Here is a 24,367-nt window from a genome sequence, read left to right as displayed (position 1 = left end):
TCAGCAGGTACCCCGCCGCACCATGCCCGACGGCCCGGTTACACCGGGTCGTGCACCTTGGCGTAAGCCGCCAGCAGGCGCTGGTGCATCTGGGTGTTGGCCAGATCCATACCCGGCGAGCACGCGCCAAAAAAGCGCAGCGAGCCATCCAGCAGCCCATGCGCCTGGGCCAGGGTATCCGCCGGATACAGCCCGGCCAGCGCGGTCTGGTAGTTGGCCGCCGGGTCGAGGTTAAGCAGGGCTTCCACGCAGTGGTACACCTGCCGGCGCGCCGGGTCGAGCTGGGCAAAGTGGCGCACCCATTCGCAGCCTTCGCGGGCGGCATCGGCATCGCCGGCAGCCAGCGCCAGCAGCGCCTTGAGCTCGCCCACGCGCAAGTCGGCCCACAGCGTACCGGGGTCAACCGCCAGGCCAATCAGGCCGGCCACCGGGCGGTGTTCGGCAATATTGAGCTGATTGAGCGTGTCCAGCGTGTCGGCGCAGGCGCTGGGGCTGAGCTCGGCCAGTTGCAGCAGCGCCGGGCGCAGCAGATTGCCCACGCTGTTGTTTTCGTATTCCAGATCGTCCACCGGATAAATTTCCGACATGCCCGGCACCAGAATCCGGCAGGCGTACACCCCCAGGTGGTCAAAGTCGGCCACATAAATCTCGTAGCCGTCGTCGTGAATGCGCTGGCACAGCCAGGCGTAGTCGTCGGCGGTGGTCTGGCTGAAATCCCAGTCGGCAAAGGCAAAATCCGGGGTCTGGCCAAGGAAGTTCCAGGCAATCACCCCGCTGGAATCAACAAAATGGATTTCCAGATTGGGCGCGCTGGCCACTTCTTCCAGGTCAAAGCCCGGTGCCGGAAAGCCATCCAGCGCGTCCAGGGCACGGCCCTGCAGCAGCTCGGTCAGCGCCCGCTCCAGCGCCACTTCAAAGCGCGGGTGCGCGCCAAAGCTGGCAAAGCAGCCTTGATCGCGCGGATTGAGCAGGGTGACGTTCATCACCGGGTACTGCCCGCCCAGCGAGGCATCACGCACCAGCACACCAAACCCGGCGGCACGCAGCCCGGCAATGCCAGCCACCACACCCGGATAGCGCGCCAGCACCGCTTCCGGCACTTCCGGCAGACACAGCCCTTCGGCAATCACCCGGTATTTGACATGGCGTTCAAGAATTTCCGACAGCGCCTGCGCCCGTGCTTCGGCCAGGGTGTTGCCTGCCGACATGCCATTGCTGACGTACAGATTGCTGATCAGATTCACCGGAAACCACACTTCGGCCCCGTCGCGCTGGCGCACATACGGCAGCGCGCACACGCCGCGTTCGGCATTGCCGGTGTTCAGGTCAATCAGGTCACTGCCGGGAATCAGCTGGTCAGGGTTGTAAAACGCCTGCAGCTCGGGGGTCAGCAGTGCCTCAGGCCAGCGATTGTCTGCCGGCACGGCAAACCAGCGCTCACGCGGGTAATGGGCAAATCCGGCCTGGGCGCGGGCCTGGCCCAGATAGTAGTGGTTCCAGAAATAATTGCACGACAGGCGTTCAAAAAACTCGCCCAGTGCGCTGGCGTGGGCGGCCAGTTGGGTGGCGCCCTTGCCATTGGTAAACATCAGCGGGCAATCGCGGTCGCGGATATGCACCGACCACACCGCATCTACCGGGTGCAGCCACGAGCATTCTTCAATGACAAAGCCTTTGGCGGCCAGTTTGGCCTGCATGGTGGCAATTGAGTCTTCCAGCGCGGCGTCTTTGCCTGTAATAAAGTGTAGGGTTTGCATTGGGCATCCTGGCAAAAGCGTGTTCAGAAAAAAACCAAGGACGGCAGTGTACGCGATGCGGCGCTTGGAATCGGCTGAAAAATCGTCACCCCCGCACTGGCAGGGATGTACGGGTCACGTTTTTTCGAACATCCTGATGGGACGTCAAACGTCAGATGATGGCCTGCAGGCCCTTGTCGGCGATAATGTTGAGCAGTTTAAGCGCCGGGCCGGTGGGGTGAGTCTCGCCTTGCTCCCACTTGCGCACGGTCGACGCCGTGGTGTGCAGGTGAAGCGCAAACACCGGCTGGCTGAACTGCAAGGCTTCGCGCAGACGTTTGATGTCGGCAGCGCTGAACTTCCGCACCGGCGGTGGGCAGATCGCGTCGAAGTTGCGCATCGTCACCTTATTGATCGCTCCCGCTTCGTGGAGTGCGGCCAGGTCGCCACGCAGGGATTCAATAATCTTGCTCACAATGCACCTCCAATAACACACCCGACAACAGCGCCTTCGACAAAGCTTGGGCGGACAGTTCCAGGAACACCTTGCCGGCAAATTGCAGTGCCTTCTTCTCATCCTGCGTGATGTTCGCCTTGTCGCTCTTGGGGAACCCATGCAGGAACACATAGCGGCTGCCGATCCGTGCCGACAGCAGCGTGCGGTAGCCGCCGCTCTTGCCACCACCAGGACGGGCAACCCGCTTCTTGTAGAGGAAGCCGCCCAAGTCGGCATCAATTAAACCGCTTTCCATCTCCTGAACTGCTTTGCACAAAGCAGCATCAGACAGCTTTTCGACCGCCTGCCATCGTGCAAAATCTTTTCGCTTAAGGATATGCGTCATCTTGACCTCCAAACCATACCCGAAATGGGCATGGTTTTCCAGTGCTTAGCATGATAGGCGGGCGGGAAAGACCGCTGCGCCAATTGCCATGGCGGCGATACGAAAACCAGTTAATCATGTGGTCATCTCCTGGTTATTTTTTTCGGTTCTTGGTGCAGGCTGACAACCGATTGGTGCCGATTTGCTCCCAGTTTGGTGGCTTCCCGCACCGGCTTGTCTTCGGTGTGTTGGCGTGGTCTTCCATGAATTTTGTGCACAACACCTCGACGGTGAGTGCTCACGAAGTACTGGGCTTGGGTCAGGGTAAAATAAAAAACCGCCCAGGGCAGGCGGTTTTTTTATCGGCTGGCGCTCGGGTAGCGAACGGGCAGCACAATCAGTCTGGCAGGCTTTGCCGGCCCAGCACTTCCCGCACCGATTCGGCAATATCCCAGACCATTTCCACCGCTTCCTTGCTCTGGTAGCCCAGGTAGGCAGCCGCCTGGCGACCGCACCATACCCATTCCGGGTCTTCCAGCTCGCCCAGTGCATGGCGGGCGGCTGACGAGGCAAAAAAGCCCATGGCGGCCAGGGTGCGGATTGACGGGGCCACTGAGCCGGTATTGTCGCCAAACAGGGTGGCGTCGTGCTGATGGCGGATGGCCAGCACCAGATCGTCGGGCATTTTCCAGTGGCGGGTAATCAGGCCGCCCACCATGGCGTGGTGGGTGCCATAGCGGAAGTATTCCAGCTTGGTGGAGGGCAGGTTTTCCGCCAGCGCGTCCTGCACGGTTTGTTCGTAGTCCGGATAGTGCAGCATCAGCAGCGGCACACCGCAGTCGCGGAACAGGCCATACAGGTAGGCGTCTTCTTCGGCAGGGCCGGGAATCCGCTTGGCCACCTGGCGGGCGGCTTCGGCCATGGTGCGCGACAGCCGCCAGAAGCGTTCGGCCACCTGTGGCGGCAGCGGAAACGCACCCGGTGCGGCAATGGCGCAGGCAATGCCCAGCACACGGCGCACGCCCAGCTTGGTGACTGCTTGCAGCGGGTCGCGGAACGAGGTGTGGATGCCTTCTGCCGCGCTGTTGGCGGTGCGCAACACGGCACCGCAGATGGCCGGGTCGGCGGCAATCAGCGAGGCGACTTCGCGCAGATCGTGGTCACGCTGAATGGCTTCAAACAAACCAGCCAGCACCGCCGGGCACGGCGGTAGCACCAGGGCGGTATTTTCGGTGGGGGCGTCTGGAATATCCGGAATGGGGTGGGACATGTGTTTCTCCCTGCGTTTTATGCCACGCAGATGGCAAGTATTTTTGGCCGCGCCATGATGAAATTCGGGTGTGCTGACCTGGCTGGACGCAACAGGTGCCAGCGTGCGCAGCGGATTGGCAAGCCCGGAGAATCAGGGGCATCTGGCTGGTCAGCCCAGGGCGGCCTGCTTCATCATGGCCAACAGCGTCGATATGTCGAGATATCAAGGCGTCCAAGCGTGCCACAGCTCACGTTTACACTGCAAGCACCATAGCGGAAGATTTAACCAAGCGTTTGATGTGCATCATGAAACCCTTGTCATGCGTTGCTGGCGCAGCGAGAACCTTTTACGATGGCCGTTTTACTTTAGACGGTTTTTTGCCCATGCGCCGCGCACTCTTGCTGTTATTGTCTGCTTTTTTGCTGCTGCCCGCCCACGCCGCCCCGCCAAGCTGCCTGGATGCGGTGCGCGCAGTGAATGCCAAATTGGCTGATCCCATCCAGGATGTGCGCATCCTGGCCGACACCCTGTTGGCGCTTAATCGCAGTGGCGAGCTGCCGGCTGACCGTTATGTCAGCAAGCAGGCCGCCCGCGCCGCCGGCTGGACCCCCGGCACGCCATTCAACCAGATTGACGCGCTCAAGGGCAAGCGCATGGGGGGCGACCGGTTTGCCAACCGTGAACGCCGCCTGCCTGCCGACCGCTGGACCGAAGCCGACCTGGACTATCGGGGCAGCAAGCGCAACGCCAAACGGCTGGTGTTTTCTGCCCAGCGCCGTTTTGTCACCACCGATCACTATCAATCCTTTGTTGAGGTTCCAGCATGCCAGTAAAGTGTGAATTATCGCGTATTGATTCCCTGAAAACCTTTTATGCCCAGATCAGCCAGGGGCTGGCGCTGCCGGCGCATTTTGGCCACAACCTGGATGCGCTGGAAGACGCGCTGAACGACGTGCCCGGCCCGGTGGAGCTGTTCTGGCACAACGCCATCAGCGCCCGTAACGACATGGGCGAAGAGGCATTTGAGTCGCTGACTGCCGTGCTGCATGCCGTGGCCAGCGAGCGGGACGATTTCAAGGTGTGGATCGGGCTGTCCTGAGCGTGCAATGGCCTGTCTGACGCAGGCAAGCCGGGTGGATGGGTGACGGAATGTGATTTTGTATTACACTGCGGTGTATTCAAACGGTTGTTTACCCTTTCCGGGCCATCCCCCCCACGTCTGACAGGTGATCCATGCGCGACATTCTGCATTTTTCCCACGCCAACGGCTTTCCTGCGCCGGTTTACCGCAAGCTGTTTGCCGCCCTGAGCGACCGCTACACCATTGGCTATCTGGATATGATTGGCCACGACCCGCGTTTTCCGGTGACCGACAGCTGGCCGCATCTGGTGGAAGAAACCCTGCACACCCTGGATACCCGCTATGGCCAGCCGGTGATTGGCGTTGGGCATTCGCTGGGCGGGGTCATCACCCTGCTGGCTGCCCTGCGCCGGCCACAGGCGTTTCGGGCGGTGGTGTTGCTGGACGCGCCCATCTTCAACCCGTGGCGCAGCCGGATGATCTGGCTGGGCAAGCGCCTGGGCCAGACCCATCGCATCACCCCGGCGGGTGCGGCGTTTCGCCGCCGCGCGCACTGGCCAGACGCCGCCAGCGCGGTGCGCCACTTTACCGGCAAGGCACTGTTTGCCGAATTCGACCCCGAGGCGCTGCATGATTATGTTGAGTTTGGCACCACGCCAGGGCCGCAGGGCGTGCATTTGCGCTTTCAGCCGCAGATAGAAGGCCAGATTTTTGCCACCCTGCCGCACAGCTTTGCCCGACCCGCCGGATCGTTGCGGGTGCCGGGGGCGTATATTGCCAGCGCGCGCAGCGATGTCATCACCCCGGCGGATCTGCGCTTTATCCAGCGCCGCTTTGGCCTGACCATGCTGGAGCATCCGGGCCGGCATCTGTTTCCGCTGGAACAGCCAGACAGCACCGCCGCCCAGCTCAAAACCGTGCTGGATGGCCTGCTGGGCACCGCCTGACGCGGGCATGGGCCGGGGCGCGGCTTTAATAATTGCCAGAAAGCGCTTATGCTGGGTACATTGCGCTGCAGCAGCGCCCATGCAGTGCGGCTGTGGCGCTGTATTTGGAGCGGCTCACACAACAAAAAACACGGCAAGGCGGCACAACAATGCCAGGCGCGTTGTGTGAACCAACCTTAATCTTGCCGGGCAGGCCGCCCGGCCCATTTTGCCTGACGACACCCAAGTATGACCCAGCCCCGACACTACGACCTGAACCACACCTCGATCTGGGCCAAGCTGCACCAGCACCAGCGCGCCACCCGGCACATGCACATGCGCGAACTGTTTGCCGCCGATCCGGAACGGTTTGCCCGGTTTTCCCTCAGCCTGGGGCCCTTGCTGATGGACTATTCCAAGCACCGCATCACCGAACGCACGCTGGAATTGCTGTTTGAACTGGCCAACGCCGCCCGGCTGGGCGACTGGCGTCAGCGCATGCGTGCCGGCGAGCGGATCAATGTCAGCGAACAGCGCGCCGTGCTGCATATGGCGCTGCGCGGCCAGGCCGAGGATGAGTTTGACGTAGCAGGCCAGCCGGTGATGGGGCTGGTGCTGGCGGTGCGCGCGCGCATGGCGGCGTTTGCCCGTCAGGTACGCAGTGGCGACTGGCGGGGCTTTGATGGCCAGCCCATTCGCACCGTGGTGAACCTGGGCATTGGCGGCTCCGACCTGGGGCCGATGCTGGTATGCCAGGCGCTGCGCCCGTTTGCCGGCCCGCTGGACGTGCGCTTTGTGTCCAATCTGGACGGCCAGCATCTGGCGCAAACCCTGGAAGGGCTGGATCCGGCCACCACCTTGTTTATTGTGGCGTCAAAATCGTTTACCACGCCAGAAACGCTGATGAACGCCGAAGCCGCGCGCGCCTGGCTGCTGCAGGTGGCCAGCCAGGCCGATGTCGCCCGGCATTTTGTGGCCATTTCCAGCCAGACCGAGCGGGTGCGCGCCTTTGGCATCGACCCGGCCAATATGTTCGAGTTCTGGGACTGGGTGGGCGGGCGCTATTCGGTGTGGTCGGCGATTGGCCTGTCGGTGATGCTGGCCATCGGCCCAGAGGCATTTGAAGATTTTCTGGCCGGCGCCCGGCAGATGGACGCGCATTTTCTGGAAGCGCCGTTTGCCCAGAACATCCCGGTGATCCTCGCCCTGCTGGGGGTGTGGTACAACACCTTTTACCGCGCCCACACCCACGCCATTATGCCCTACGACCAGGGCCTGGGCCGGCTGCCGGCGTATTTGCAACAGCTGGACATGGAATCCAACGGCAAGCGGGTGGGCCGCTATGGCGAAACGCTGGACTTTGACACCGGCCCGGTGATCTGGGGCGAGGTGGGGGTGAACAGCCAGCATGCGTTCTTCCAGCTGCTGCACCAGGGCACCCGGCTGGTGCCGTGTGATTTTATTGTGCCAATGCGCAGCCATTACCCGATTGACCACCACCATCAGGCATTGGTGGCCAACTGCTTTGCCCAGACCGAGGCGCTGATGCGCGGCAAGACCGAAGCCGAAGTGCTGGCCGAACTGGCCGGGCTGGATGGCGACAGCATCGACCTGCTGCTGCCGCAAAAACTGTTTCCCGGCAACCAGCCATCCACCACGCTGGCGCTGGACGCCATCACCCCGCACACCCTGGGCATGCTGCTGGCCATGTACGAACACAAGGTGTTTGTGCAAGGCGTGATCTGGGGCATCAATTCTTTCGATCAATGGGGCGTGGAATACGGCAAGCAACTGGCCCGGCAAATCCAGCCCGAGCTGGCCGACCCCGCCCAGCCGCTGGCGCACGACGCCTCGACCAATGCGCTGATTGCCCACTACCGCCAGCGCGCCACCGCCGCTTCTACTCTTCCGGAGCCCCAGCCATGACCCCTACCGCCCGTCATCTGGCCGCCCAATTGGGCGACGCCTTGCGTCAGCGCCAACAGCAGGTGGCCACCGCCGAATCGTGTACTGGCGGCCTGATTGCCGGCACACTGACCGCCATTCCCGGCAGTTCGGACTGGTTTGGTTTTGGCTGGGTCAGCTACGCCAATGACGCCAAACAGCAGATGCTCGGCGTCAGCGCCAACACCCTGGCCCGTCACGGTGCGGTCAGTGCCGACACCGTGGGCGAAATGGCCGCCGGCGCACGCCTGCACAGCCACGCCGACTGGGCCATTGCCGTCAGCGGTATTGCCGGCCCTGGCGGTGGCAGCCGCGACAAACCGGTGGGCCTGGTGTGGTTTGGCCTGGCCGGCCCACACGGCGTGGATACCTTTAGCCAGGTGTTTGCCGGTGGCCGCGACCAAGTGCGTGAACAAACCGTCGAAACCGCCCTGCAACACCTGCTGCAGGCGTTGGGCCAGGCTTGACCCGCCCGACGCTTGATCGCCCCGCCGCCGGCACATCCCCCCGGCGGGGCAACACGCCACCCGCCAGCCACACTGGCCATTGAAGTTTTCCCCGCCCAGGCGCTACCATCAGCAATTCTCCCCCCGCGCCACCTGGCCACAAGCCGGGCTGGCCCTCCGTTCAGGCCCATCCTTACCATGTCGATGTCGAATCAGGAAACCCGTCGCGGCGTGCTGTACGCCGTTGCTGCCTTTTTTATCTGGGGCTTGTTCCCGCTGTACTGGAAACCGCTGGCACATGTGCCGGCACTGCAGATTTTGTGTCACCGGATTGTCTGGTCCGCCGTGTTTGTTACCGGCATCCTGCTGATTCAGCGCAACTGGGCCTGGCTGGGCGACAGCCTGCGCCAGCCGGCGCGCTTGCGGGTATTCGCCCTGTCGTCCTTACTGTTGTCCACCAACTGGCTGATTTATATCTGGGCAGTGAATGAAAACCGGGTAGTGGAAGCCAGTCTGGGTTATTTCATCAACCCGCTGGTGAATGTGCTGCTGGGCCGGGTGTTTCTGGGCGAGCGGCTGACCCCGGTGCAAGCCAGCGCCGTGGGCTTGGCCACGCTGGGGGTAGGCTGGCTGACGCTGTCGCTGGGCAGCGTGCCGTGGGTGGCGCTGAGCCTGGCCGGCTCGTTTGGCGTCTATGGCCTGCTGCGCAAGCGCGCGCCGCTGCCCTCGCTGGAAGGCCTGGCGCTGGAAACCTATCTGATTACCCCCTTTGCCCTGCTGGCGCTGCTGGTCTTGCACTGGCAGGGCGCGGGCGCATTTGGCCACGGCAGCGGGCTCAGCGATGGGCTGCTGATGGGGGCCGGCGTGGTGACTGCCGTGCCGCTGCTGCTGTTTGCCAGCGGCGCGCGCCGGCTGACCCTGGCCACCCTCGGCCTGATCCAGTATGTCGGGCCAACCATGCAGCTGCTGCTGGGCGTGTGGCTGTACCACGAGCCATTTGGCGCGGTGCGCGCCATCGGATTTGGCCTGATCTGGGCCGCGCTGGCGCTGTATTCCGGCCACGGCCTGCTGGCGTACTGGAAAACCAGGCGCTAGCGTGCGCCACTACCGGCGTGTGCCCCGGCTGGCCAGTTGCACCGCCAGCACACTGCCCAGCGTGATAAGCCAGCCAAGCAAGGCCCAGCCGTGCAGGGTTTGTCCCAGCCAGTATGCGCCCAGCAGCGCGGCGCACAGCGGGCTGAGCAAGCCCAGCGACGACACCGCCACCGCCGGCAGCCGGCGTATGCCGCGAAACCACAGCGCATACGCCAGCAGCGCGCCGCACAGCGACAAATACCCATACGCCAGCCCCTGGCCCACACTGAGCGGCGGCAGCGCCGGCTCCAGCCGCCAGGCCAGCGGCAGCAGGCACAGCCCGCCCAGCGTCAGTTGCCAGCCGGTGAGCGCCAGCACCGGCAGCCCCACCCCCTGCCAGCGCTGGGTGAGGTAACAGCCCAAGGCCATTGCCGCTGCGCCCCCGGCGGCAGCGGCCACCCCCACGCCATCCCATGCCGTTCCCGGCGCATACAGCAATGTGGCCATGCCGCCCACCCCCAGCCACGCCGCCAGCGCCACCGGCCAGCGGGGCCGACGCTGCTCCAGCAGCCACACCCAGCCCAGCACCATCAAGGGCTGAGTCGCCCCCAGAATGGCCGCCACCCCGCCCGGCAGCCGGTACGCTGCTACAAACAGCAGGGCCTGAAACACGCCAATATTCAGCACCGACACCCCAAGCAAACGCCCCCAGCTGGCGCGCGCCGGCCAGCACCGCGTCCAGCCCAGCAACAACAGCCCGGCGGGCAACACCCGCAGCAGCGCAGCGGTAAAAGGCCGATCCGGTGGCAGCCACTGGCTGGTCACCCAATAGGTAGACCCCCAGATCAACGGGGCCAGCGCCGTCAGCAAGGTATCGCGCAGGCTGGCGGGAAAGGCGAGAGTCATGGTAATTTGTCTTGGATTGAAGATAATGACAGGCTATCCGGTTTTTATCTTGAATTCAAGCTAATTAACCAGGACCGACCCCATGCCCCCCACCCCACCCCCGGCACACGACGCCGTCAGCGTCATCCTGCAGCAATGGCAGCAGCAGCGCACCGACCTGGACGTCAGCCCAATGGGCCCGGTAGGCCGACTCAAGCGCTGCGCCGCCCACATGCAAAAACGCCTGGACGCCGTGTTTGCCCAACACGGCCTGAGCAGCTGGGAATTTGACCTGCTGGCCACCCTGCGCCGCAGCGGAGAACCCTACCGCCTGGCCCCCACCGTGCTGTTTTCCTCGCTGATGCTCACCTCCGGCACCATGACCCGGCAACTGCAACAACTGGAAAAACGCGGCCTGATCCAGCGCCAGATCAACCCCGACGACGCCCGCAGCGTGCTGGTGCAACTCAGTGCAGATGGCTTAGCCCTGATTGATAGCGCCGTGGGTGAGCATGTGGACAACCTGCACCGGCTGACCGCCGGGCTGGAGGCGGAGGAACTGGCGCTGTTGGATCGGCTGTTGGGGAAGTGGATGGTGGGGCTGGAGGGCGAGGGCGGCAGGGCACTGCCGCGAAAATAGCCACATCGCATGACCCTGCCGTCATTTATAAGCCCGGTGACGGCGTGGTTTCTTCCGGTTCGGCTTACGTGGCGGTGCGGGCTTGCCAGGCCGTCGTTTGCTGATCTGCCCAGCAATTCCAGCAAACAAGGCCGGCCCAATCCTATCGATTGATGCCGGGTCTTCCAGCAACTGAGGCAGATACAAACGCACCAGATGTGTGGCATGAGTCAGGTTTGGCACCAGCGTGGCCGCATCCAGCTCCTGTTCCGCCAACACATCCTGCGCAGCAATGATGGCCAGATTGTGCAACAGGATTGAGGCGTGGAACTCCTGACGAATCGCCTGTGGCGTCTCCCCGCCAAACTGCTCCAGTTGCAAGCGACATTTGAGATGCCGGAACGCCTCTTCGATGCGCCAGCGTTGCTGATACAGCGCTGCAAAGTCTACTGCGGGCCAGCGTGACGCATCCAGCAGCGACGTGGCCAGAATTTCAATCTGGCCTGTTTTGAGCGGAACACGCACCAGGCGCACCGAGAATGCATCCATCGGCAGCTGGTGCTGGACAAAATCCTGGCGCTGCCCGTGGCCAGGCTGCATCCTGATGACAGCACAAGCCTGACCAGACGCCACAAAAGCCTGAACCTGTGGCGAAAAACTCTGTGGCAGACGAATGCAGAAATGTTGCTGGCGCGCCAGCAACAAGGCAAACAGCCAATAAGCCGGATACCCGCGATCCAACACCAACAAATCGTCAGGGCGCAGATGCTCAAACTGTTCGGCCAACATGCTGCGTTCGTCACGGGTGTCGGCAGCCAGACTGGCGTGCAGAATCAGACCTGAACTGGTTTCACACAAGGCGCTGGCGCGGGCAAGACTGTAGATGCCGCCCTGCGAGTGGTAGCAGTTGAATCCATCTGGGCCGCTGCTGATGGTGTCAGGGTGTGTGGTGGGCAGATAAAGCGTGGTGCCATCGCAGGCAACCACACGCAAGCCGTGCCAATCTGGTGCGGGATGGAGGTCTGCCAGAACCGCCTGGTTAAGTTCGACAAAGGCTTGCCAACGCAACTTCTTGCGCGCCATGCGGAAAGCATCGTCATGAGCGCGACGGCCCAAGGGCAAGGAAATCCGGGAGAAGAACTGATCAAGCTCGACTTGCAGCGAGCGCATCAGATTGACGAGCAAGACGCCGACGACACGCTCGAAGGTGAAAACGGCGCGGCGGGTAAAGTCGCGAGCAGCCTGGCGATGTCGGGCAATGAAGTCCACGGACGTGATGAGGGTGTGAATTTTATGGATTGAACTGGAGTATTGAGAGGGGCGGTTTTTTTGTCATTTTTACATACTGATCAATGGGTTGTGTGCGCTATTCTACCGTAAGGGAAGGTTGCACGGTGTATGATTTTTAGCTAATTTCGCGGCAGTGGCCTGCGAGGCTGGCGCAGTCAGTCGTGCCAGCCTTGATTGAAGCCGCTCGGCCAGCTGGCTGGCTGACCACCATGCAGTTTGGAGCTCACCATGCAAATCGACATTGGATCCCTCTTATCCAGTTACCCCAGCAACCCCAACTACGTCGGCAGCCCGGAGCAATTGGCGGCCAAGGCTGAATTGGATAAATTCTACAACGAATCACCGAATGCCGGATTTTCCTTTACTTTCGATCCGGCCTTGGCTAATACCACACATAATAATATCCGCTATATGCTCTTACCCAAGCCAACCGAGGAAGAGCAAGCCGCTTTTCTGAAAATGGACAAGCTGCTTAAAGAGTTGGACGCACATAATGAAAAAGTCTTGAAAGAACACCATTCACCAGCGGCGCTTGAAAAATTTTTTAGCCGGGAAGCTGACAGTATTTTTCGCAGTCCTGCTGGTGAGATTCTGGCCGTAGTGTACAAAGATGGCTCCATATATAGCCATGGCGGCATCGATCTGGACGCCATTAACCGGGCAGGTCAGGGCCTGAGCCAGCACGAATACCGGGCAATGGCCCGTAATGCTGTTGCCACCGCGCTGGGTAGCCAGGCAGTGGCTTCCTACTACGACTACCATAAGCCGGCACCCACGATCAGAGACATTTCCCTGGAAGAAAAAGCCTATTACCGCCGTGCCTGATGCCTGCCTGCGAGGCTGGCGCAGTCAGTCGTGCCAGCCTTGATTGAAGCCGCTCGGCCAGCCGGCTGGCTGACCCCCATGCAGTTTGGCGCTCACCATGCAAATCGACATTGAATCCCCCTTGTCCTGTCCGATCAAGCGCCAGGGCTGAACGGGTGAAAATCGATCCGGACCGGCAGCCCGCCATGCAGGGGCATCCGCACATTCTTCCTGCACATTCGCCTTGCCATCCCGGCAAACAGTGACGATAATCCGGGCACCATGCAGGAGAGAGTGGCCGCAATCAGGCCGCCGCCGAAGGCGCAAGCGCACCCGCAATCGCTCAGGCTAAAGGACTGTATGGTATCCGGCCCGTGTCACGGGCCGACCAACTCTGGAGAGCGCCGGCTTGGGCCGGACACCGAAGGGGCTAACGGCATCCTGCGGCGGCACTGCGCCGCCCGTGCCGGAAAATCTCAGGTAATCAGGACAGAGGGGTGTTGCTTGCTGCCCATACACCCCGCTAGGACCCTGAACCATGGCCGATACCGCCCTGCACACCCCGCTTTACGCCGAACACGTCGCCGCTGGCGGCAAGATTGTTGATTTTGCCGGCTGGGCGTTGCCCATTCATTACGGCTCGCAGCTGAAAGAACATGAAACCGTGCGCAGCGACGCCGGCATGTTCGACGTGTCGCACATGACCGTGGTGGACCTCACTGGCGCTGACGCCAAAGCCTATCTGCAAAAGCTGATCGCCAACGATGTGGACAAGCTGGGTTTTGTCGGCAAGGCACTGTACGCCGGCATGCTCAACCCGCAAGGCGGCGTGATCGACGACCTGATTGTCTACCTCACCGACTGGGGCTACCGCGTGGTGGTCAACGCCGCCACCCGCGCCAAAGACCTGGCCTGGATGCAAGCGCAAACCGCCGGCTTTGCCGTTGAGCTGACCGTGCGCGACGATCTTTCCATGCTGGCCATCCAGGGGCCGAACGCCCGCGCCAAGACCGCCGCCGCCCGCCCGCAACTGGCCGAGCTGATCCAGTCGCTGAAAGTGTTTCAGGGCGTGCCGGTCGGTGACTGGTTTATCGCCCGCACCGGCTACACCGGCGAAGACGGCCTGGAAATCATGCTGCCCGACGCCGACGCGCCGGCCTTCTGGCGCGAGCTGCTGGCCGCTGGCGTCGCCCCCACCGGCCTGGGCGCGCGCGACACCCTGCGTCTGGAAGCCGGGATGAATCTGTATGGCCACGACATGGACGAAACCATCAGCCCGCTGGCCGCCGGCATGGGCTGGACCATTGCCTGGGAGCCGGCCAGCCGCGATTTTATTGGCCGCGCCGCGCTGGAAGCCGAACGCGCCGCCGGCCCGGCCATGCAGCAGGTGGGCCTGGTGCTGGAAAGCCGTGGCGTGCTGCGCGAAGGCATGGCCGTCACTGCCGCCGATGGCAGTGCTGGCGTGATTACCAGCGGCACCTTCTCGCCCACCCTCAAGCTGTCGATTGCCATTGCCCGCGTGCCGGCCAGCACTGGCGACAGCGTGCAGGTGGACCTGCGTGGCACATCCACCACCGTGCGTGTGGTCAAGCTGCCATTTGTGCGCAATGGCAAGCAGGTTTACGCCTGATTCATTTATCATCACGAGAGCGAGGCGTGTGCGCGCCGCGTTCCGGGTCACCCCATCTGAACTGATTTGCCAAGGAGTAATTCATGAGCCTGATTCTCAACGACCTGAAGTATAACGACAGCCACGAATGGGTGCGCGTTGACGCCGATGGTCAGGTCACCGTGGGCATTACCGACCACGCCCAGGAAGCCCTGGGTGATGTGGTGTTTGTTGAACTGCCGACAGTGGGCAGCGAACTGTCCACCGGTGCCAGCGCTGGCGTGGTGGAGTCGGTCAAGGCCGCCTCCGACATCTATAGCCCGCTGGATGGCGTGGTGACCCAGATCAACGAATCGCTGAGCCTCAATCCGGAACTGGTTAACAGCGACACCTACGGTGAAGGCTGGATGTTCCGTCTGCAACTGAGCAACCCGGCCCAGCTGGACAGCATGCTTGACGCAGCCGGCTACACCCAAGCCATCGGCGGCTGATCGCCCTGCCCGCCCCCTGCCGGACGGCAGGGCGGCGGCCCCCCTTGCACTCCCCCGGAATTTCGCACACATGACCACGCTGACTGCCCTGGAAAACCACGACGGCTTTATCGAACGCCATATTGGCCCGTCGCACGCCGACATTGACGCCATGCTTGCCACCATTGGCGCGCAATCGCTTGACCACCTGGTGGCGCAAACCGTACCCGCCAGCATTCTGCTGGAACAAGATATCCCGCTGCCGGCGCCGCGCGCCGAGCACGAAGCGCTGGCCGAGCTCAAAGCCCTGGCCCAGCAAAACCGCCTGAGCAAGACCTTCATCGGCATGGGTTACGCCGACACGCTGACCCCGGCGGTGATCCTGCGCAATGTGATGGAAAACCCCGGCTGGTACACCGCCTACACCCCGTATCAGGCCGAAATCGCCCAGGGCCGCCTGGAAGCGCTGCTGAACTATCAGCAAGTGATCATCGACATGACCGGCCTGCCACTGGCCAATGCCTCGCTGCTGGACGAAGCCACCGCCGCCGCCGAAGCCATGACCATGGCGCGCCGCGTGTCCACCAGCAAGAGCAACCGCTTTTTTGTTGACAGCCAGATCTGGCCGCAAACCCTGGATGTGCTGAAAACCCGCGCCGAGCCGTTTGGCTTTGAGCTGGTGCTGGGTGAACCAGCCGACGCCGCTGGTGCCGAGGTATTTGGCGCGCTGTTCCAATACCCCAACGCCCGGGGCGAAGCGCACGAGCTGAGCGCAGCCATTGCCGGCGTCAAGGCGCAAGGCGGCGTGGCCGTGCTGGCCGCTGACCTGCTGGCGCTGGCGCTACTGAAGTCGCCGGGCGAGCTGGGGGCCGATATTGCCCTGGGTTCGGCGCAGCGCTTTGGCGTGCCGCTGGGCTTTGGCGGCCCGCACGCGGCTTTCTTTGCCTGCCGCGACGAATACAAGCGTGCCATGCCCGGCCGCATCATCGGCGTATCCATCGACGCCAACGGTGGCCAGGCCCTGCGCATGGCGCTGCAAACCCGCGAGCAACACATCCGCCGCGAAAAAGCCAACTCGAACATCTGCACCTCGCAAGTGCTGCTGGCCAATATGGCCGGCCTGTACGCCGTGTACCACGGTGAAGCCGGCATCCGCCGCATCGCCGGCTATGTGCACCGTCTGGCCGACCTGTTTGCCGCTGGCGTGCGCGCCCACGGCGGCACCGTGGTCAATCAAAGCTGGTTCGACACCGTGCTGGTGGCCACCGGCCCGCGCACCGATGCCGTGCTGGCCGCAGCCGAAGCCGCCGGTTACACCCTGCGTCGGGTAGACCACACCACGGTGGGCGTGGCTTTCCACGAAGCCGCCAGCCGCGCCGACGTGGCGGCGCTGGTGCAACTGCTGACCGGCCAGCCGGTGGACATCGACGCCCTGGACGCCAGCGTCACCGATGCCATCCCGGCCAGCCTGGCGCGCACTTCGCGCTACCTGACCCACCCGGTGTTCAACACCCACCACAGCGAAACGGAAATGCTGCGCTACCTCAAGCGCCTGCAAAACCGCGACCTGGCGCTGGATCATTCGATGATCTCGCTGGGCAGCTGCACCATGAAGCTGAACGCCACCAGCGAGATGATTCCGGTCACCTGGCCAGAATTTGCCGGCCTGCATCCGTTTGCCCCGCGCGAACACGCCGCCGGCTACCTGGCGATGATCGACAGCCTGTCCGAACAGCTCAAGGCCATCACCGGCTTTGACGCCATCTGCATGCAGCCCAACTCTGGCGCGCAGGGCGAATACGCCGGCCTGCTGGCCATCCGCCGCTACCACGCCAGCCGTGGCGACGCCCAGCGCACGGTGTGCCTGATCCCCAAATCCGCCCACGGCACCAACCCGGCCACCGCGCAGATGATGGGCATGCAGGTGGTGGTCGTCGCCTGCGACGATAACGGCAATGTGGATGTGGCTGACCTGAAAGCCAAGGCCGAGCAATACGGCAACACCCTGGCCTGCCTGATGATCACCTACCCGTCCACCCATGGCGTGTTTGAAGAAGCCATGCGCGACATCTGTGACACCATCCACGCCCACGGCGGCCAGGTGTATATGGACGGTGCCAACCTTAACGCCCTGGTGGGCCTGGTGCAGCCGGGCAAGATTGGCGCGGATGTGTCGCACATGAACCTGCACAAGACCTTCTGCATCCCGCACGGCGGCGGCGGCCCCGGCATGGGCCCGATTGGCCTGAAAGCCCATCTCGCCCCGTTCATGGCCAACCACAGCGTGGCACCGATCGCCAATGGCAGCGAAGGCCAGAGCGCGGTGTCGGCGGCGCCGTTTGGCAGCGCGTCGATCCTGCCGATTTCCTGGATGTACATCCGCATGATGGGTGCCGCCGGCCTCAAGCGCGCCACCCAGGTGGCGCTGCTGAACGCCAACTATGTGGCCACCCGCCTGCAAGGCGCGTATCAGGTGCTGTATACCGGCAAGAATGGCCGCGTGGCGCACGAGTGCATCATCGACCTGCGCCCGCTGAAGGCCGCCACTGGCGTGACCGAAGTGGACGTGGCCAAACGGCTGATGGACTACGGCTTCCACGCCCCGACCATGAGCTTCCCGGTGGCCGGCACCATCATGATCGAGCCGACCGAGAGCGAATCCAAGGCTGAACTCGACCGCTTTATCGACGCGCTGCTGAGCATCCGCGCTGAAATCGGCAAGGTCGAAGCCGGCGAATGGGCCGCCGACAGCAACCCGCTCAAGCACGCCCCGCATACCCAGCGCGACGTGATCAGCGGCGAATGGACGCGCAGCTACGCCCGCGACACGGCGGTGTTCCCGCTGGAATGGGTGCGCGACAACAAGTTCTGGCCGTCGGTCAACCGCATTGACGATGTGTATGGCGACCGGAATCTGATGTGCTCGTGCCCGGGGATGGAGAACTACCAGTAAGCCTTGTCCAGGCTGCGTTGAGCGCTTGGCACCAGAGCAAAACCGCCCACCGGGGATGACCGGGTGGGCGGTTTTTTGTTGATGGGGTCAGCAGCGTTCACCATATCCCTGTCGCAGCGTTCCTGTTCTGGCATGCAGAAAATTTATCTGACATACTGTTGTTTTTCAATCCTGCTCAGAAAGGCTCAATCATGAAAATAGCTCACCGCTTTCCCCGTCAATGGCGCTTCCTGGTCGCAAGCTTGAGCTTGCTCGGCATAGGGCTCTCTTCCCCAGCGCTGGCCGCACCCTGCCGTGATATCCCTTCGGTGCAGCAAAGTGCCAATGCCGACCAGAATACTGCCATGGGCGGGCATGTCACCCAGCATATTTATGGTATGACCCCACCACCAGGCACCTCGCAACAAGGCAAAACCCTGTTTGAGGCAAGAGGCAAGTACGATGCGGCCTGGCGCCAGTATCAATATATTGCCAACCCCGTTGCCTGCTCGGGCAACGCTCCGTTCCAAGTGGTTTCGCTGACCGCGTTGGGCATGGGCAACCTGGGGGCCTACTCGTGCAAACAGGCAGATGCCCAAGGGCGATGCACCCAATGGGACAGTTACATGGTCAAGGAAATTTCGTTTGGCTTCATCATGAGCAATGGCAAATGGATTGTGAACACCATTTACCCGGTAGCACTGAATTAAGGACGCGCTGAAAAAATCAGCATTTCACCAAAGAAGACCGAAGCGGGCCGCATCGATTCGGCATGAGCGCTTGGGCGAGTAAAAAATGCCTGCTCACCGTCATTTTCGGTCAGTCTTCACCCTGTCAGGCGGCAAATTTCCTCATTTCCCCCTTTCAGGACGCACCTTGGGTGTTCAGCGCAAACAGTCGCCGCCTGGCCGTCAACAGATTCGCCAACCCAAAAAGGGTGTGCAGCCGCGCCGTGTTCTTCGCCAGCCCACGGTAGGACACCTTCTTCATGCCAAAGAGGTTCTTGATGATCTTGAACGGATGTTCAACCTTGGCCCGGATCCTGGCCTTGGCCTGTTCGATCCGCTCCTGCAGTCGTCCGACCGGCGTATCCGGCAACGCCTTGCGCTTGCCCGCACGCATGGCAATTTCCCATTCAACCCGCCTGCCCCGGTTCTCTTCCCGCTTCTCAACCCCCTGGTAGCCTGCATCGCCAAAGGCAAGCCGCTCTTCGCCATGCAGCAAGGCATGCGCCTGGGTGACATCGCTGACGTTGGCTGACGTGGTGACCAGGGTATGCACGATGCCCGTTTCAGCATCCACCCCAATGTGTGCCTTCATGCCGAAGTACCACTGGTTGCCCTTTTTGGTCTGATGCATTTCAGGATCACGCTCACCGCTTCGATTTTTGGTCGAGGACGGCGCAGCAATGATGGTGGCGTCAACAACCGTGCCTTCCTTGAGGATCAGGCCCTTCGCAGCCAGTAGGGCGTTGATGGTCTCGAAGATGCGCTCGGTCAGCTGGTGCGTTTCCAGCAGGCGGCGGAACTTGAGCAGGGTGGTGGCGTCTGGTGCAGACTCCCGCGACAGGTCTATGCCAACAAATCCCCGGATGGCCTGGCTGTCATAGATGGCGTCTTCGATGCCTTCGTCTGAGAGTCCGAAGCATTGTTGGGCGATGTACATTCGCAGCATCCGCGCTACGCCAATCGGCGGTCGGCCCCGGCCTGTTCCTTTCGGGTAGAACGGCTCAATCTGCGCGACCAAGGCGGCCCATGGCGTGACTTTGTTGATTTCGTCAAGAAACCGGTCGCGCCGCGTGACCTTCTTCTTTGTCGCGTATTCCAGTTCGGAAAAGCTGGCTTGCGTCTTCATGTGACCACCCACGTTCAATGTGCTGATGTTCGCAGATCAGGAGGCTTAGATCCAGCTGTTGGGGAATAAATCAGCGCGTCCTTAACTGTAGCGTTGTCGTGATGGGTGGGGGGCTGGCAGAGCCCCCCCTCACGCTTGCAAGCTTTCCCTACGCCTCGCCGCGATGGCGCAGCGTTTCAATATCGGTGTGCTCTTCCAGATACTCAGCCAGTTGCAAGAAATCGGTACGCGGATAGCTGCGCCCGGCCACTTCGCGAAACGCCAGCTGCGGCGGGCTGCCGTCGATGATGTGGTAACCCCAGTACAGCAGGGCGCTGCTGTAGCGGATTTTGGCCTGCGATGGATGAATCAGCCGGCACTTGGGGTCGTGCCTGGCGTAGTGGTCGATTTCCTTTTGCAGATGGGTCAGCAAGGTGTCGTTTTTCTTTTCTACCGCTTTGCCCACATCAAAACTGTTGATCAGGCAGAACATCTCGGCTTTCTGATTGATCTGGCGGATATGCGCAAAGGTACGGGTAATCACATTGGCGTTCTTGGCAATCCCCAGTGGATTCAGCGTGGTCGGGATAATGCAGTAGTCAAATTTTTCAATCAGTTCAGGCAGGTTTTCAGACAGCACTGGCGAGCAGTCGCAGATAATGATTTTGGCGTCCAGGTCGGTGTGGCCCGCCTGGCGGGACTTGTCCCACTGTTCATGGCTGAGTACGGTAATTGTCGTTCCCATCTGGCCTTTGACCATGGCCGGCACAAACAGGCTGGCATCGCTTCCTGGGTCGTCAAGATCAGCGCGAAACAGCTTATGCAGGTTCTGGTCGGGATCGAGGTCGAGCAGCACCACATCGTGGCCCATCAGGGCAAAGGCACCCGCCAGATGGGCGGCTGTGGTGGTTTTGCCCACCCCGCCCTTGCAGGTGAACACGCCGATATAACGGACCCGCTCCACCGGGGGTACCTCGGCGGCACTGCTTTCCAGCGAGGGAAACTCCAGCTTGCCGTTGCGGTAATTCACCAGCACCAGATTGGCGCTGGCATTGGCGCGCGGCAGTGTTTCATCCTGGGCCGGGGCGGGTTGGCCGCCTTGCTGGGCCAGCGCGTCACGCTGTGCTTTCTGTTCCTGACGCTCGCGCCGGCTGGCTTCGGCATCGAGCAGCACGTTTTTGGAAAAACCGCTGGCCGACACAAAAAAGGCGTGGGTGAACTTGGCGGCGAGGGGCAGTTCCAGAAAGCTCTTGAACTTTTCAAGATCGGCAAAGCTGCATTTGCGCGTGTAGTTCTTGATTTGCACCGCCACGCACAGTTTGTCCCGGCGCAGCTCCAGATCATAGCCTCGGGTATTGGCTGGCGGCACAATCACTTCCCAGTTGCTGTTTTGAAACAGCGTGCCAATGTGTTTTTCAAACGAGCTGGGGTCTTGAATGGCCAGCGGGTCGTGGGTTGCCATGGAGATCCTTCAGATAGGCGGCGGTATTGCATGCCAGGCCAGCCTGGCCGATGACATGCCTCTCTCAATTCGTTTGTCACATTTGTATCATGAAATCCGCCAGGCTGTCTGCCTGCGCCAGCAGGCCAGCCGGGCGTGGCGATCACCCGCAAAAAAACCGCCGAAGGGCGTCCCCCACGGCGGTTCTGGCGCGATCGGGTTGCCCCGTCATGCTTACGGACGCAGCAGTTCCAGCCCGCCCATATACGGACGCAATGCTTCCGGCACGGTCACGCTACCGTCGGCGTTCTGGTAGTTTTCCAGCACCGCCACCAGGGTACGGCCCACCGCCAGGCCAGAGCCGTTCAGGGTGTGCACCAGCTCATTCTTGCCCTGTTCGTTCTTGAAGCGCGCCTGCATGCGCCGGGCCTGGAAGTCGCCCATATTCGAGCAACTGGAGATTTCCCGATAGGTGTTCTGCGCCGGCAGCCACACTTCCAGATCGTAGGTTTTGCACGCGCCAAAGCCCATGTCGCCAGTACACAGCACGATGGCGCGGTAGGGCAGGCCGAGCTTTTGCAGGATGGCTTCGGCGTGGCCGGTCAGTGCTTCCAGCGCATCGAACGACGCTTCCGGGCGCACGATCTGTACCATTTCCACCTTGTCAAACTGATGCTGGCGGATCATGCCACGGGTGTCGCGGCCATACGAGCCGGCTTCCGAGCGAAAGCACGGGGTGTGCGCGCAGTAGCGCATCGGCAGCTGGTCGGCCTTGACCAGTTCGTCGCGCATGAAGTTGGTCACCGGCACTTCGGCGGTGGGCACCAGATAAAAGGTGTCTTCGCCGCGCGGCACGCGGAACAGATCTTCCTCGAACTTGGGCAACTGGCCGGTGCCGCGCATCGAGTCGGCGTTGACCATGTACGGCACATACACTTCGGTGTAGCCGTGTTCGCTGACATGGGTGTCCAGCATGAACTGCGCCAGCGCGCGGTGCAGGCGGGCCATCTGGCCCTTGAGCACGGCAAAACGGCTGCCCGACAGCTTGGCGGCAGTGTCAAAGTCCAGGCCCAGCGCGGCACCCAGATCAACATGGTCTTTCACCGGAAAATCAAATGCGCGCGGCTCACCCACCCGGCGCACTTCCACGTTGTCGCTTTCATCGCGGCCCACCGGCACCGATTCGTGCGGCAGGTTGGGGATGGTCATCAGCAGCGCCGACAGGCGGTCTTGCAGCAGCGCCAGCGCGGTTTCGTTGGCTTTCAGTTCATCGGCCAGACCGGCCACTTCGGCCATGATCGCCGAGGCGTCTTCGCCCTTGCGCTTGGCTTCGCCCACCTGCTTGGACAGCGCATTGCGCCGTGCCTGCAGGTCTTGCGTGCGGGTTTGCAGCGACTTGCGCTCGTGTTCCATCTGGGCAAAGGCGTCGGTGTCCAGGGTAAAGCCCCGGCCAGCCAGGCGGGCGGCCACGGCAGGCAGGTCGTTGCGAAGCAGTTGAATATCAAGCATGAATTAATCCTGATCGGTGTTTTTGGCGTGTTCGTCTAATTGGTGCAGAAACTGCAATTTATCGGCGATTTTCGCTTCCAGCCCGCGTGGCGTCGGCTGATACCAGCCGGGCGCGGCCATGCCGTCGGGCAGATACTGCTCGCCGGCGGCGTAGGCATGCGGTTCGTCGTGGGCATAACGGTAAGCCTGGCCATGGCCAAGGGTTTTCATCAGCGCGGTCGGCGCATTGCGCAAATGCACCGGCACCGGACGCGAACGGTCGCTGGCGACAAACGCTCTGGCGGCATTATACGCCTTGTATCCGGCATTGCTCTTGGCACCTTCGTCCAGCGCCATCATCAGCACTGCCTCAAGGCGGATATGGACAGTGTCTCTACGCGCCAATGCTCCAGCGTGGCGACAGAAATGCTCAATTCGGGTCCCACCATTTCAGTTGATGCACTCTCCGATGGCAACAATCTTGCCTCTGCTTTGTCTTTGAATACCTGGCCGTATCTTGCACTTTGTTCTTCCGTTATCACCCCTGAGTTTGGGATTCTATCGAGGCGACAGATACCAGATACCTGCAGATGCTTTTCTTATTCATTCAATAGCCTAAATAAGTGCTTTGCAATAACTTCAGATAACTTGACTGGTACAGCATTACCAATCTGTCGCATTGCTTCACCCCATGCACCTGTGACGATGAAATCCTTTGGGAAGGTTTGAATCAACTTTGCTTCATAAGTAGTGAAGTATCTTACTGATCCATCTTCAAAGCGAATCATGTTCTCACCACCGGGGACTCCGTGGCCACCTGCCTTGATTGTCTTAGAGGGCTGATCGATTTCACTGCCAGTATGTCCGGGGTAGGCTCTAGCACCATCCTTAAAAATATGATCTGGAATGTTGTGTTTGTCATTTGGGTGAGGAACATCAAACAGAGCATCACGAACAGTCTGCCAAGGAGCTTCTTCAGGTGGAAAAATTCCATACCTGTTTTTCAATACTCTGGAAATGGTAGTGTTTTCTTGAGCTGGAATATTGTACCTTTCCCAATACTCACCAGTCACAAATTTATCCCAATTTAGCCTATCTTCAGTGTGAGTTGGCTCAGGAAACTTCCATTCTTTCTTTAAATCAGAACGAATTCCAATAATAACTACCCGCTCCCGTTTTTGTGGCACGCCATAGTCGGCAGCGTTTAAAACTTTAAACGAAACATCATAATTAATTCCTTTGTATTCATTATAACTTAACTTTTTCAGTCTATGCAGATGATTTTCCCAGTTTTCATTATCACTGATGGTGCAATGGGGGTAAGTTAACCGTTGAATAATGTAGTCAAAATATTCAGAAAATGAAGTTCTTAAAAGCCCTTTTACATTTTCAAATAAAAATGCTTTAGGTTGAAGATGTTCTATGCAGCGGATTGCATAAGGAAACATATCTCTACTGTCTTGATGTGCCTTGTGCTTGCCACCTAAAGAAAATGGTTGACAAGGGGGGCCACCCGCAACGATGTCCACGCCCGCTAATGCGCTTAAGTCAAAGTCTGCAATATCGCCTTCAAAAATAATCTCTGGATTAAAGTTATTCCTAAGTGATAAGCATGCATCTTTGTTAAATTCAACGAAAGATGCATGTTCAAAGCCGGCAATTTCTAGTCCCTTGGCTAATCCGCCAGTTCCAGAAAAAATCTCTAATGATTTCACT

Annotated in this window: 22 protein-coding genes, 1 pseudogene and 2 riboswitches; of the genes and pseudogenes, 12 read left to right on the top strand and 11 right to left on the bottom strand. The window is 61.0% G+C overall.

The window, feature by feature from the left end; genetic code table 11:
• Positions 1-38: 38 nt before the first annotated feature.
• The 4 genes from ycaO to BXU06_RS03995 all read right to left on the bottom strand — a co-directional run bounded on the left by ycaO (position 39) and on the right by BXU06_RS03995 (position 3,827).
• The gene (ycaO, locus tag BXU06_RS04010; protein WP_077297054.1) at positions 39-1,757 is read right to left on the bottom strand and encodes a 30S ribosomal protein S12 methylthiotransferase accessory factor YcaO; all 1,719 of its coding nucleotides are present in this window, start codon (positions 1,755-1,757) and stop codon (positions 39-41) included.
• 151 nt (positions 1,758-1,908) lie between these two features.
• Positions 1,909-2,211 carry a DNA-binding transcriptional regulator gene (locus BXU06_RS04005; protein ID WP_077297052.1) on the bottom strand — a complete coding sequence of 101 codons (303 nt, stop codon included), beginning with the start codon at positions 2,209-2,211 and terminating at the stop codon, positions 1,909-1,911.
• Positions 2,195-2,578 carry a type II toxin-antitoxin system RelE/ParE family toxin gene (locus BXU06_RS04000; RefSeq protein ID WP_077302644.1) on the bottom strand — a complete coding sequence of 128 codons (384 nt, stop codon included), beginning with the start codon at positions 2,576-2,578 and terminating at the stop codon, positions 2,195-2,197. Before BXU06_RS04000 ends, BXU06_RS04005 begins: the two co-directional genes overlap by 17 nt.
• A 376-nt stretch (positions 2,579-2,954) precedes the next feature.
• Positions 2,955-3,827 carry an HDOD domain-containing protein gene (locus tag BXU06_RS03995; protein ID WP_077297050.1) on the bottom strand — a complete coding sequence of 291 codons (873 nt, stop codon included), beginning with the start codon at positions 3,825-3,827 and terminating at the stop codon, positions 2,955-2,957.
• Between the two features lie 365 nt (positions 3,828-4,192).
• Between BXU06_RS03995 and BXU06_RS03990 the strand changes: the two genes are divergently transcribed.
• The 6 genes from BXU06_RS03990 to rarD all read left to right on the top strand — a co-directional run bounded on the left by BXU06_RS03990 (position 4,193) and on the right by rarD (position 9,301).
• Positions 4,193-4,642: a ribonuclease domain-containing protein gene (locus tag BXU06_RS03990; protein ID WP_077297048.1), complete on the top strand. Its 450-nt coding sequence runs from the start codon at positions 4,193-4,195 to the stop codon at positions 4,640-4,642.
• Positions 4,633-4,908 carry a barstar family protein gene (locus BXU06_RS03985; RefSeq protein ID WP_077297046.1) on the top strand — a complete coding sequence of 92 codons (276 nt, stop codon included), beginning with the start codon at positions 4,633-4,635 and terminating at the stop codon, positions 4,906-4,908. The genes BXU06_RS03990 and BXU06_RS03985 overlap by 10 nt, the downstream gene beginning before the upstream one ends.
• Before the next feature lie 134 nt (positions 4,909-5,042).
• Positions 5,043-5,837: an alpha/beta fold hydrolase gene (locus BXU06_RS03980; RefSeq protein ID WP_077297045.1), complete on the top strand. Its 795-nt coding sequence runs from the start codon at positions 5,043-5,045 to the stop codon at positions 5,835-5,837.
• 228 nt (positions 5,838-6,065) lie between these two features.
• Positions 6,066-7,742, top strand: coding sequence for a glucose-6-phosphate isomerase (pgi, locus tag BXU06_RS03975; protein WP_077297043.1), 1,677 nt, complete (start codon positions 6,066-6,068; stop codon positions 7,740-7,742).
• Positions 7,739-8,227 (top strand): CinA family protein, encoded by a 489-nt coding sequence (locus BXU06_RS03970; RefSeq protein ID WP_077297041.1) that lies wholly within the window; start codon positions 7,739-7,741, stop codon positions 8,225-8,227. The genes pgi and BXU06_RS03970 overlap by 4 nt, the downstream gene beginning before the upstream one ends.
• 177 nt (positions 8,228-8,404) lie before the next feature.
• Positions 8,405-9,301 carry an EamA family transporter RarD gene (gene rarD, locus BXU06_RS03965; protein ID WP_077297039.1) on the top strand — a complete coding sequence of 299 codons (897 nt, stop codon included), beginning with the start codon at positions 8,405-8,407 and terminating at the stop codon, positions 9,299-9,301.
• Between the two features lie 9 nt (positions 9,302-9,310).
• Here rarD and BXU06_RS03960 read toward each other — a convergent pair whose 3' ends face one another.
• Positions 9,311-10,186: an EamA family transporter gene (locus tag BXU06_RS03960; protein WP_077297037.1), complete on the bottom strand. Its 876-nt coding sequence runs from the start codon at positions 10,184-10,186 to the stop codon at positions 9,311-9,313.
• A gap of 82 nt (positions 10,187-10,268) precedes the next feature.
• Here BXU06_RS03960 and BXU06_RS03955 point away from each other — a divergent pair, with 82 nt between their 5' ends.
• Positions 10,269-10,805: a MarR family winged helix-turn-helix transcriptional regulator gene (locus BXU06_RS03955; RefSeq protein WP_077297035.1), complete on the top strand. Its 537-nt coding sequence runs from the start codon at positions 10,269-10,271 to the stop codon at positions 10,803-10,805.
• A gap of 21 nt (positions 10,806-10,826) precedes the next feature.
• Here the strand turns inward: BXU06_RS03955 and BXU06_RS03950 are convergent, their stop codons facing one another.
• Positions 10,827-12,053 (bottom strand): IS4 family transposase, encoded by a 1,227-nt coding sequence (locus BXU06_RS03950; RefSeq protein WP_171982106.1) that lies wholly within the window; start codon positions 12,051-12,053, stop codon positions 10,827-10,829.
• A gap of 249 nt (positions 12,054-12,302) precedes the next feature.
• Between BXU06_RS03950 and BXU06_RS03945 the strand changes: the two genes are divergently transcribed.
• From BXU06_RS03945 to BXU06_RS03925, 5 genes are all read left to right on the top strand, one after another.
• Positions 12,303-12,899, top strand: a complete 597-nt coding sequence (locus BXU06_RS03945; protein WP_077297032.1) for a hypothetical protein — start codon at positions 12,303-12,305, stop codon at positions 12,897-12,899.
• Between the two features lie 254 nt (positions 12,900-13,153).
• Positions 13,154-13,247, top strand: a riboswitch (glycine riboswitch).
• A gap of 15 nt (positions 13,248-13,262) precedes the next feature.
• Positions 13,263-13,381: riboswitch (glycine riboswitch) on the top strand.
• A gap of 35 nt (positions 13,382-13,416) precedes the next feature.
• Positions 13,417-14,508: a glycine cleavage system aminomethyltransferase GcvT gene (gcvT, locus tag BXU06_RS03940; protein WP_077297030.1), complete on the top strand. Its 1,092-nt coding sequence runs from the start codon at positions 13,417-13,419 to the stop codon at positions 14,506-14,508.
• An 83-nt stretch (positions 14,509-14,591) separates the two neighbouring features.
• A complete protein-coding gene (gcvH, locus tag BXU06_RS03935) occupies positions 14,592-14,978 on the top strand; it encodes a glycine cleavage system protein GcvH (RefSeq protein ID WP_077297028.1) in 387 nt (128 codons plus the stop codon).
• A 70-nt stretch (positions 14,979-15,048) separates the two neighbouring features.
• Positions 15,049-17,910 (top strand): aminomethyl-transferring glycine dehydrogenase, encoded by a 2,862-nt coding sequence (gene gcvP, locus BXU06_RS03930; RefSeq protein WP_077297026.1) that lies wholly within the window; start codon positions 15,049-15,051, stop codon positions 17,908-17,910.
• A gap of 158 nt (positions 17,911-18,068) precedes the next feature.
• Positions 18,069-18,599 carry a hypothetical protein gene (locus BXU06_RS03925; protein ID WP_171982105.1) on the top strand — a complete coding sequence of 177 codons (531 nt, stop codon included), beginning with the start codon at positions 18,069-18,071 and terminating at the stop codon, positions 18,597-18,599.
• Between the two features lie 154 nt (positions 18,600-18,753).
• Here BXU06_RS03925 and BXU06_RS03920 read toward each other — a convergent pair whose 3' ends face one another.
• From BXU06_RS03920 to BXU06_RS03895, 5 genes and pseudogenes are all read right to left on the bottom strand, one after another.
• Positions 18,754-19,743: an IS5 family transposase gene (locus BXU06_RS03920; RefSeq protein WP_077297022.1), complete on the bottom strand. Its 990-nt coding sequence runs from the start codon at positions 19,741-19,743 to the stop codon at positions 18,754-18,756.
• A 148-nt stretch (positions 19,744-19,891) separates the two neighbouring features.
• Positions 19,892-21,184 (bottom strand): AAA family ATPase, encoded by a 1,293-nt coding sequence (locus BXU06_RS03915; protein WP_077297020.1) that lies wholly within the window; start codon positions 21,182-21,184, stop codon positions 19,892-19,894.
• A gap of 213 nt (positions 21,185-21,397) precedes the next feature.
• Complete coding sequence (gene serS, locus BXU06_RS03910) at positions 21,398-22,672, bottom strand: serine--tRNA ligase (RefSeq protein ID WP_077297018.1); 1,275 nt, start codon at positions 22,670-22,672, stop codon at positions 21,398-21,400.
• A 3-nt stretch (positions 22,673-22,675) separates the two neighbouring features.
• Positions 22,676-23,023, bottom strand: a pseudogene (locus BXU06_RS03905) (recombination factor protein RarA); the annotation flags it as partial.
• 227 nt (positions 23,024-23,250) lie between these two features.
• Complete coding sequence (locus BXU06_RS03895) at positions 23,251-24,366, bottom strand: DNA cytosine methyltransferase (protein ID WP_077297012.1); 1,116 nt, start codon at positions 24,364-24,366, stop codon at positions 23,251-23,253.
• Between the last annotated feature and the right edge of the window lies 1 nt (position 24,367).

It is taken from the genome of Aquaspirillum sp. LM1 (genome assembly GCF_002002905.1).
In the GTDB taxonomy this organism is placed as follows: Bacteria; Pseudomonadota; Gammaproteobacteria; order Burkholderiales; family Aquaspirillaceae; genus Rivihabitans.
The sequence above is the reverse complement of the archived record's forward strand: the minus strand, read 5'-3'. Positions and strand labels throughout refer to the sequence as shown.

What these genes read in the sequence shown, in the direction of transcription:
- ycaO (WP_077297054.1), bottom strand. Translation starts at nt 1,757, where the DNA reads ATGCAAACCCTACACTTTATTACAGGCAAAGACGCCGCGCTGGAAGAC.
- BXU06_RS04000 (WP_077302644.1), bottom strand. Translation starts at nt 2,578, where the DNA reads ATGACGCATATCCTTAAGCGAAAAGATTTTGCACGATGGCAGGCGGTC.
- BXU06_RS03995 (WP_077297050.1), bottom strand. Translation starts at nt 3,827, where the DNA reads ATGTCCCACCCCATTCCGGATATTCCAGACGCCCCCACCGAAAATACC.
- BXU06_RS03990 (WP_077297048.1), top strand. Translation starts at nt 4,193, where the DNA reads ATGCGCCGCGCACTCTTGCTGTTATTGTCTGCTTTTTTGCTGCTGCCC.
- BXU06_RS03985 (WP_077297046.1), top strand. Translation starts at nt 4,633, where the DNA reads ATGCCAGTAAAGTGTGAATTATCGCGTATTGATTCCCTGAAAACCTTT.
- BXU06_RS03980 (WP_077297045.1), top strand. Translation starts at nt 5,043, where the DNA reads ATGCGCGACATTCTGCATTTTTCCCACGCCAACGGCTTTCCTGCGCCG.
- pgi (WP_077297043.1), top strand. Translation starts at nt 6,066, where the DNA reads ATGACCCAGCCCCGACACTACGACCTGAACCACACCTCGATCTGGGCC.
- BXU06_RS03970 (WP_077297041.1), top strand. Translation starts at nt 7,739, where the DNA reads ATGACCCCTACCGCCCGTCATCTGGCCGCCCAATTGGGCGACGCCTTG.
- rarD (WP_077297039.1), top strand. Translation starts at nt 8,405, where the DNA reads ATGTCGATGTCGAATCAGGAAACCCGTCGCGGCGTGCTGTACGCCGTT.
- BXU06_RS03960 (WP_077297037.1), bottom strand. Translation starts at nt 10,186, where the DNA reads ATGACTCTCGCCTTTCCCGCCAGCCTGCGCGATACCTTGCTGACGGCG.
- BXU06_RS03955 (WP_077297035.1), top strand. Translation starts at nt 10,269, where the DNA reads ATGCCCCCCACCCCACCCCCGGCACACGACGCCGTCAGCGTCATCCTG.
- BXU06_RS03945 (WP_077297032.1), top strand. Translation starts at nt 12,303, where the DNA reads ATGCAAATCGACATTGGATCCCTCTTATCCAGTTACCCCAGCAACCCC.
- gcvT (WP_077297030.1), top strand. Translation starts at nt 13,417, where the DNA reads ATGGCCGATACCGCCCTGCACACCCCGCTTTACGCCGAACACGTCGCC.
- gcvH (WP_077297028.1), top strand. Translation starts at nt 14,592, where the DNA reads ATGAGCCTGATTCTCAACGACCTGAAGTATAACGACAGCCACGAATGG.
- gcvP (WP_077297026.1), top strand. Translation starts at nt 15,049, where the DNA reads ATGACCACGCTGACTGCCCTGGAAAACCACGACGGCTTTATCGAACGC.
- BXU06_RS03920 (WP_077297022.1), bottom strand. Translation starts at nt 19,743, where the DNA reads ATGAAGACGCAAGCCAGCTTTTCCGAACTGGAATACGCGACAAAGAAG.
- BXU06_RS03915 (WP_077297020.1), bottom strand. Translation starts at nt 21,184, where the DNA reads ATGGCAACCCACGACCCGCTGGCCATTCAAGACCCCAGCTCGTTTGAA.
- serS (WP_077297018.1), bottom strand. Translation starts at nt 22,672, where the DNA reads ATGCTTGATATTCAACTGCTTCGCAACGACCTGCCTGCCGTGGCCGCC.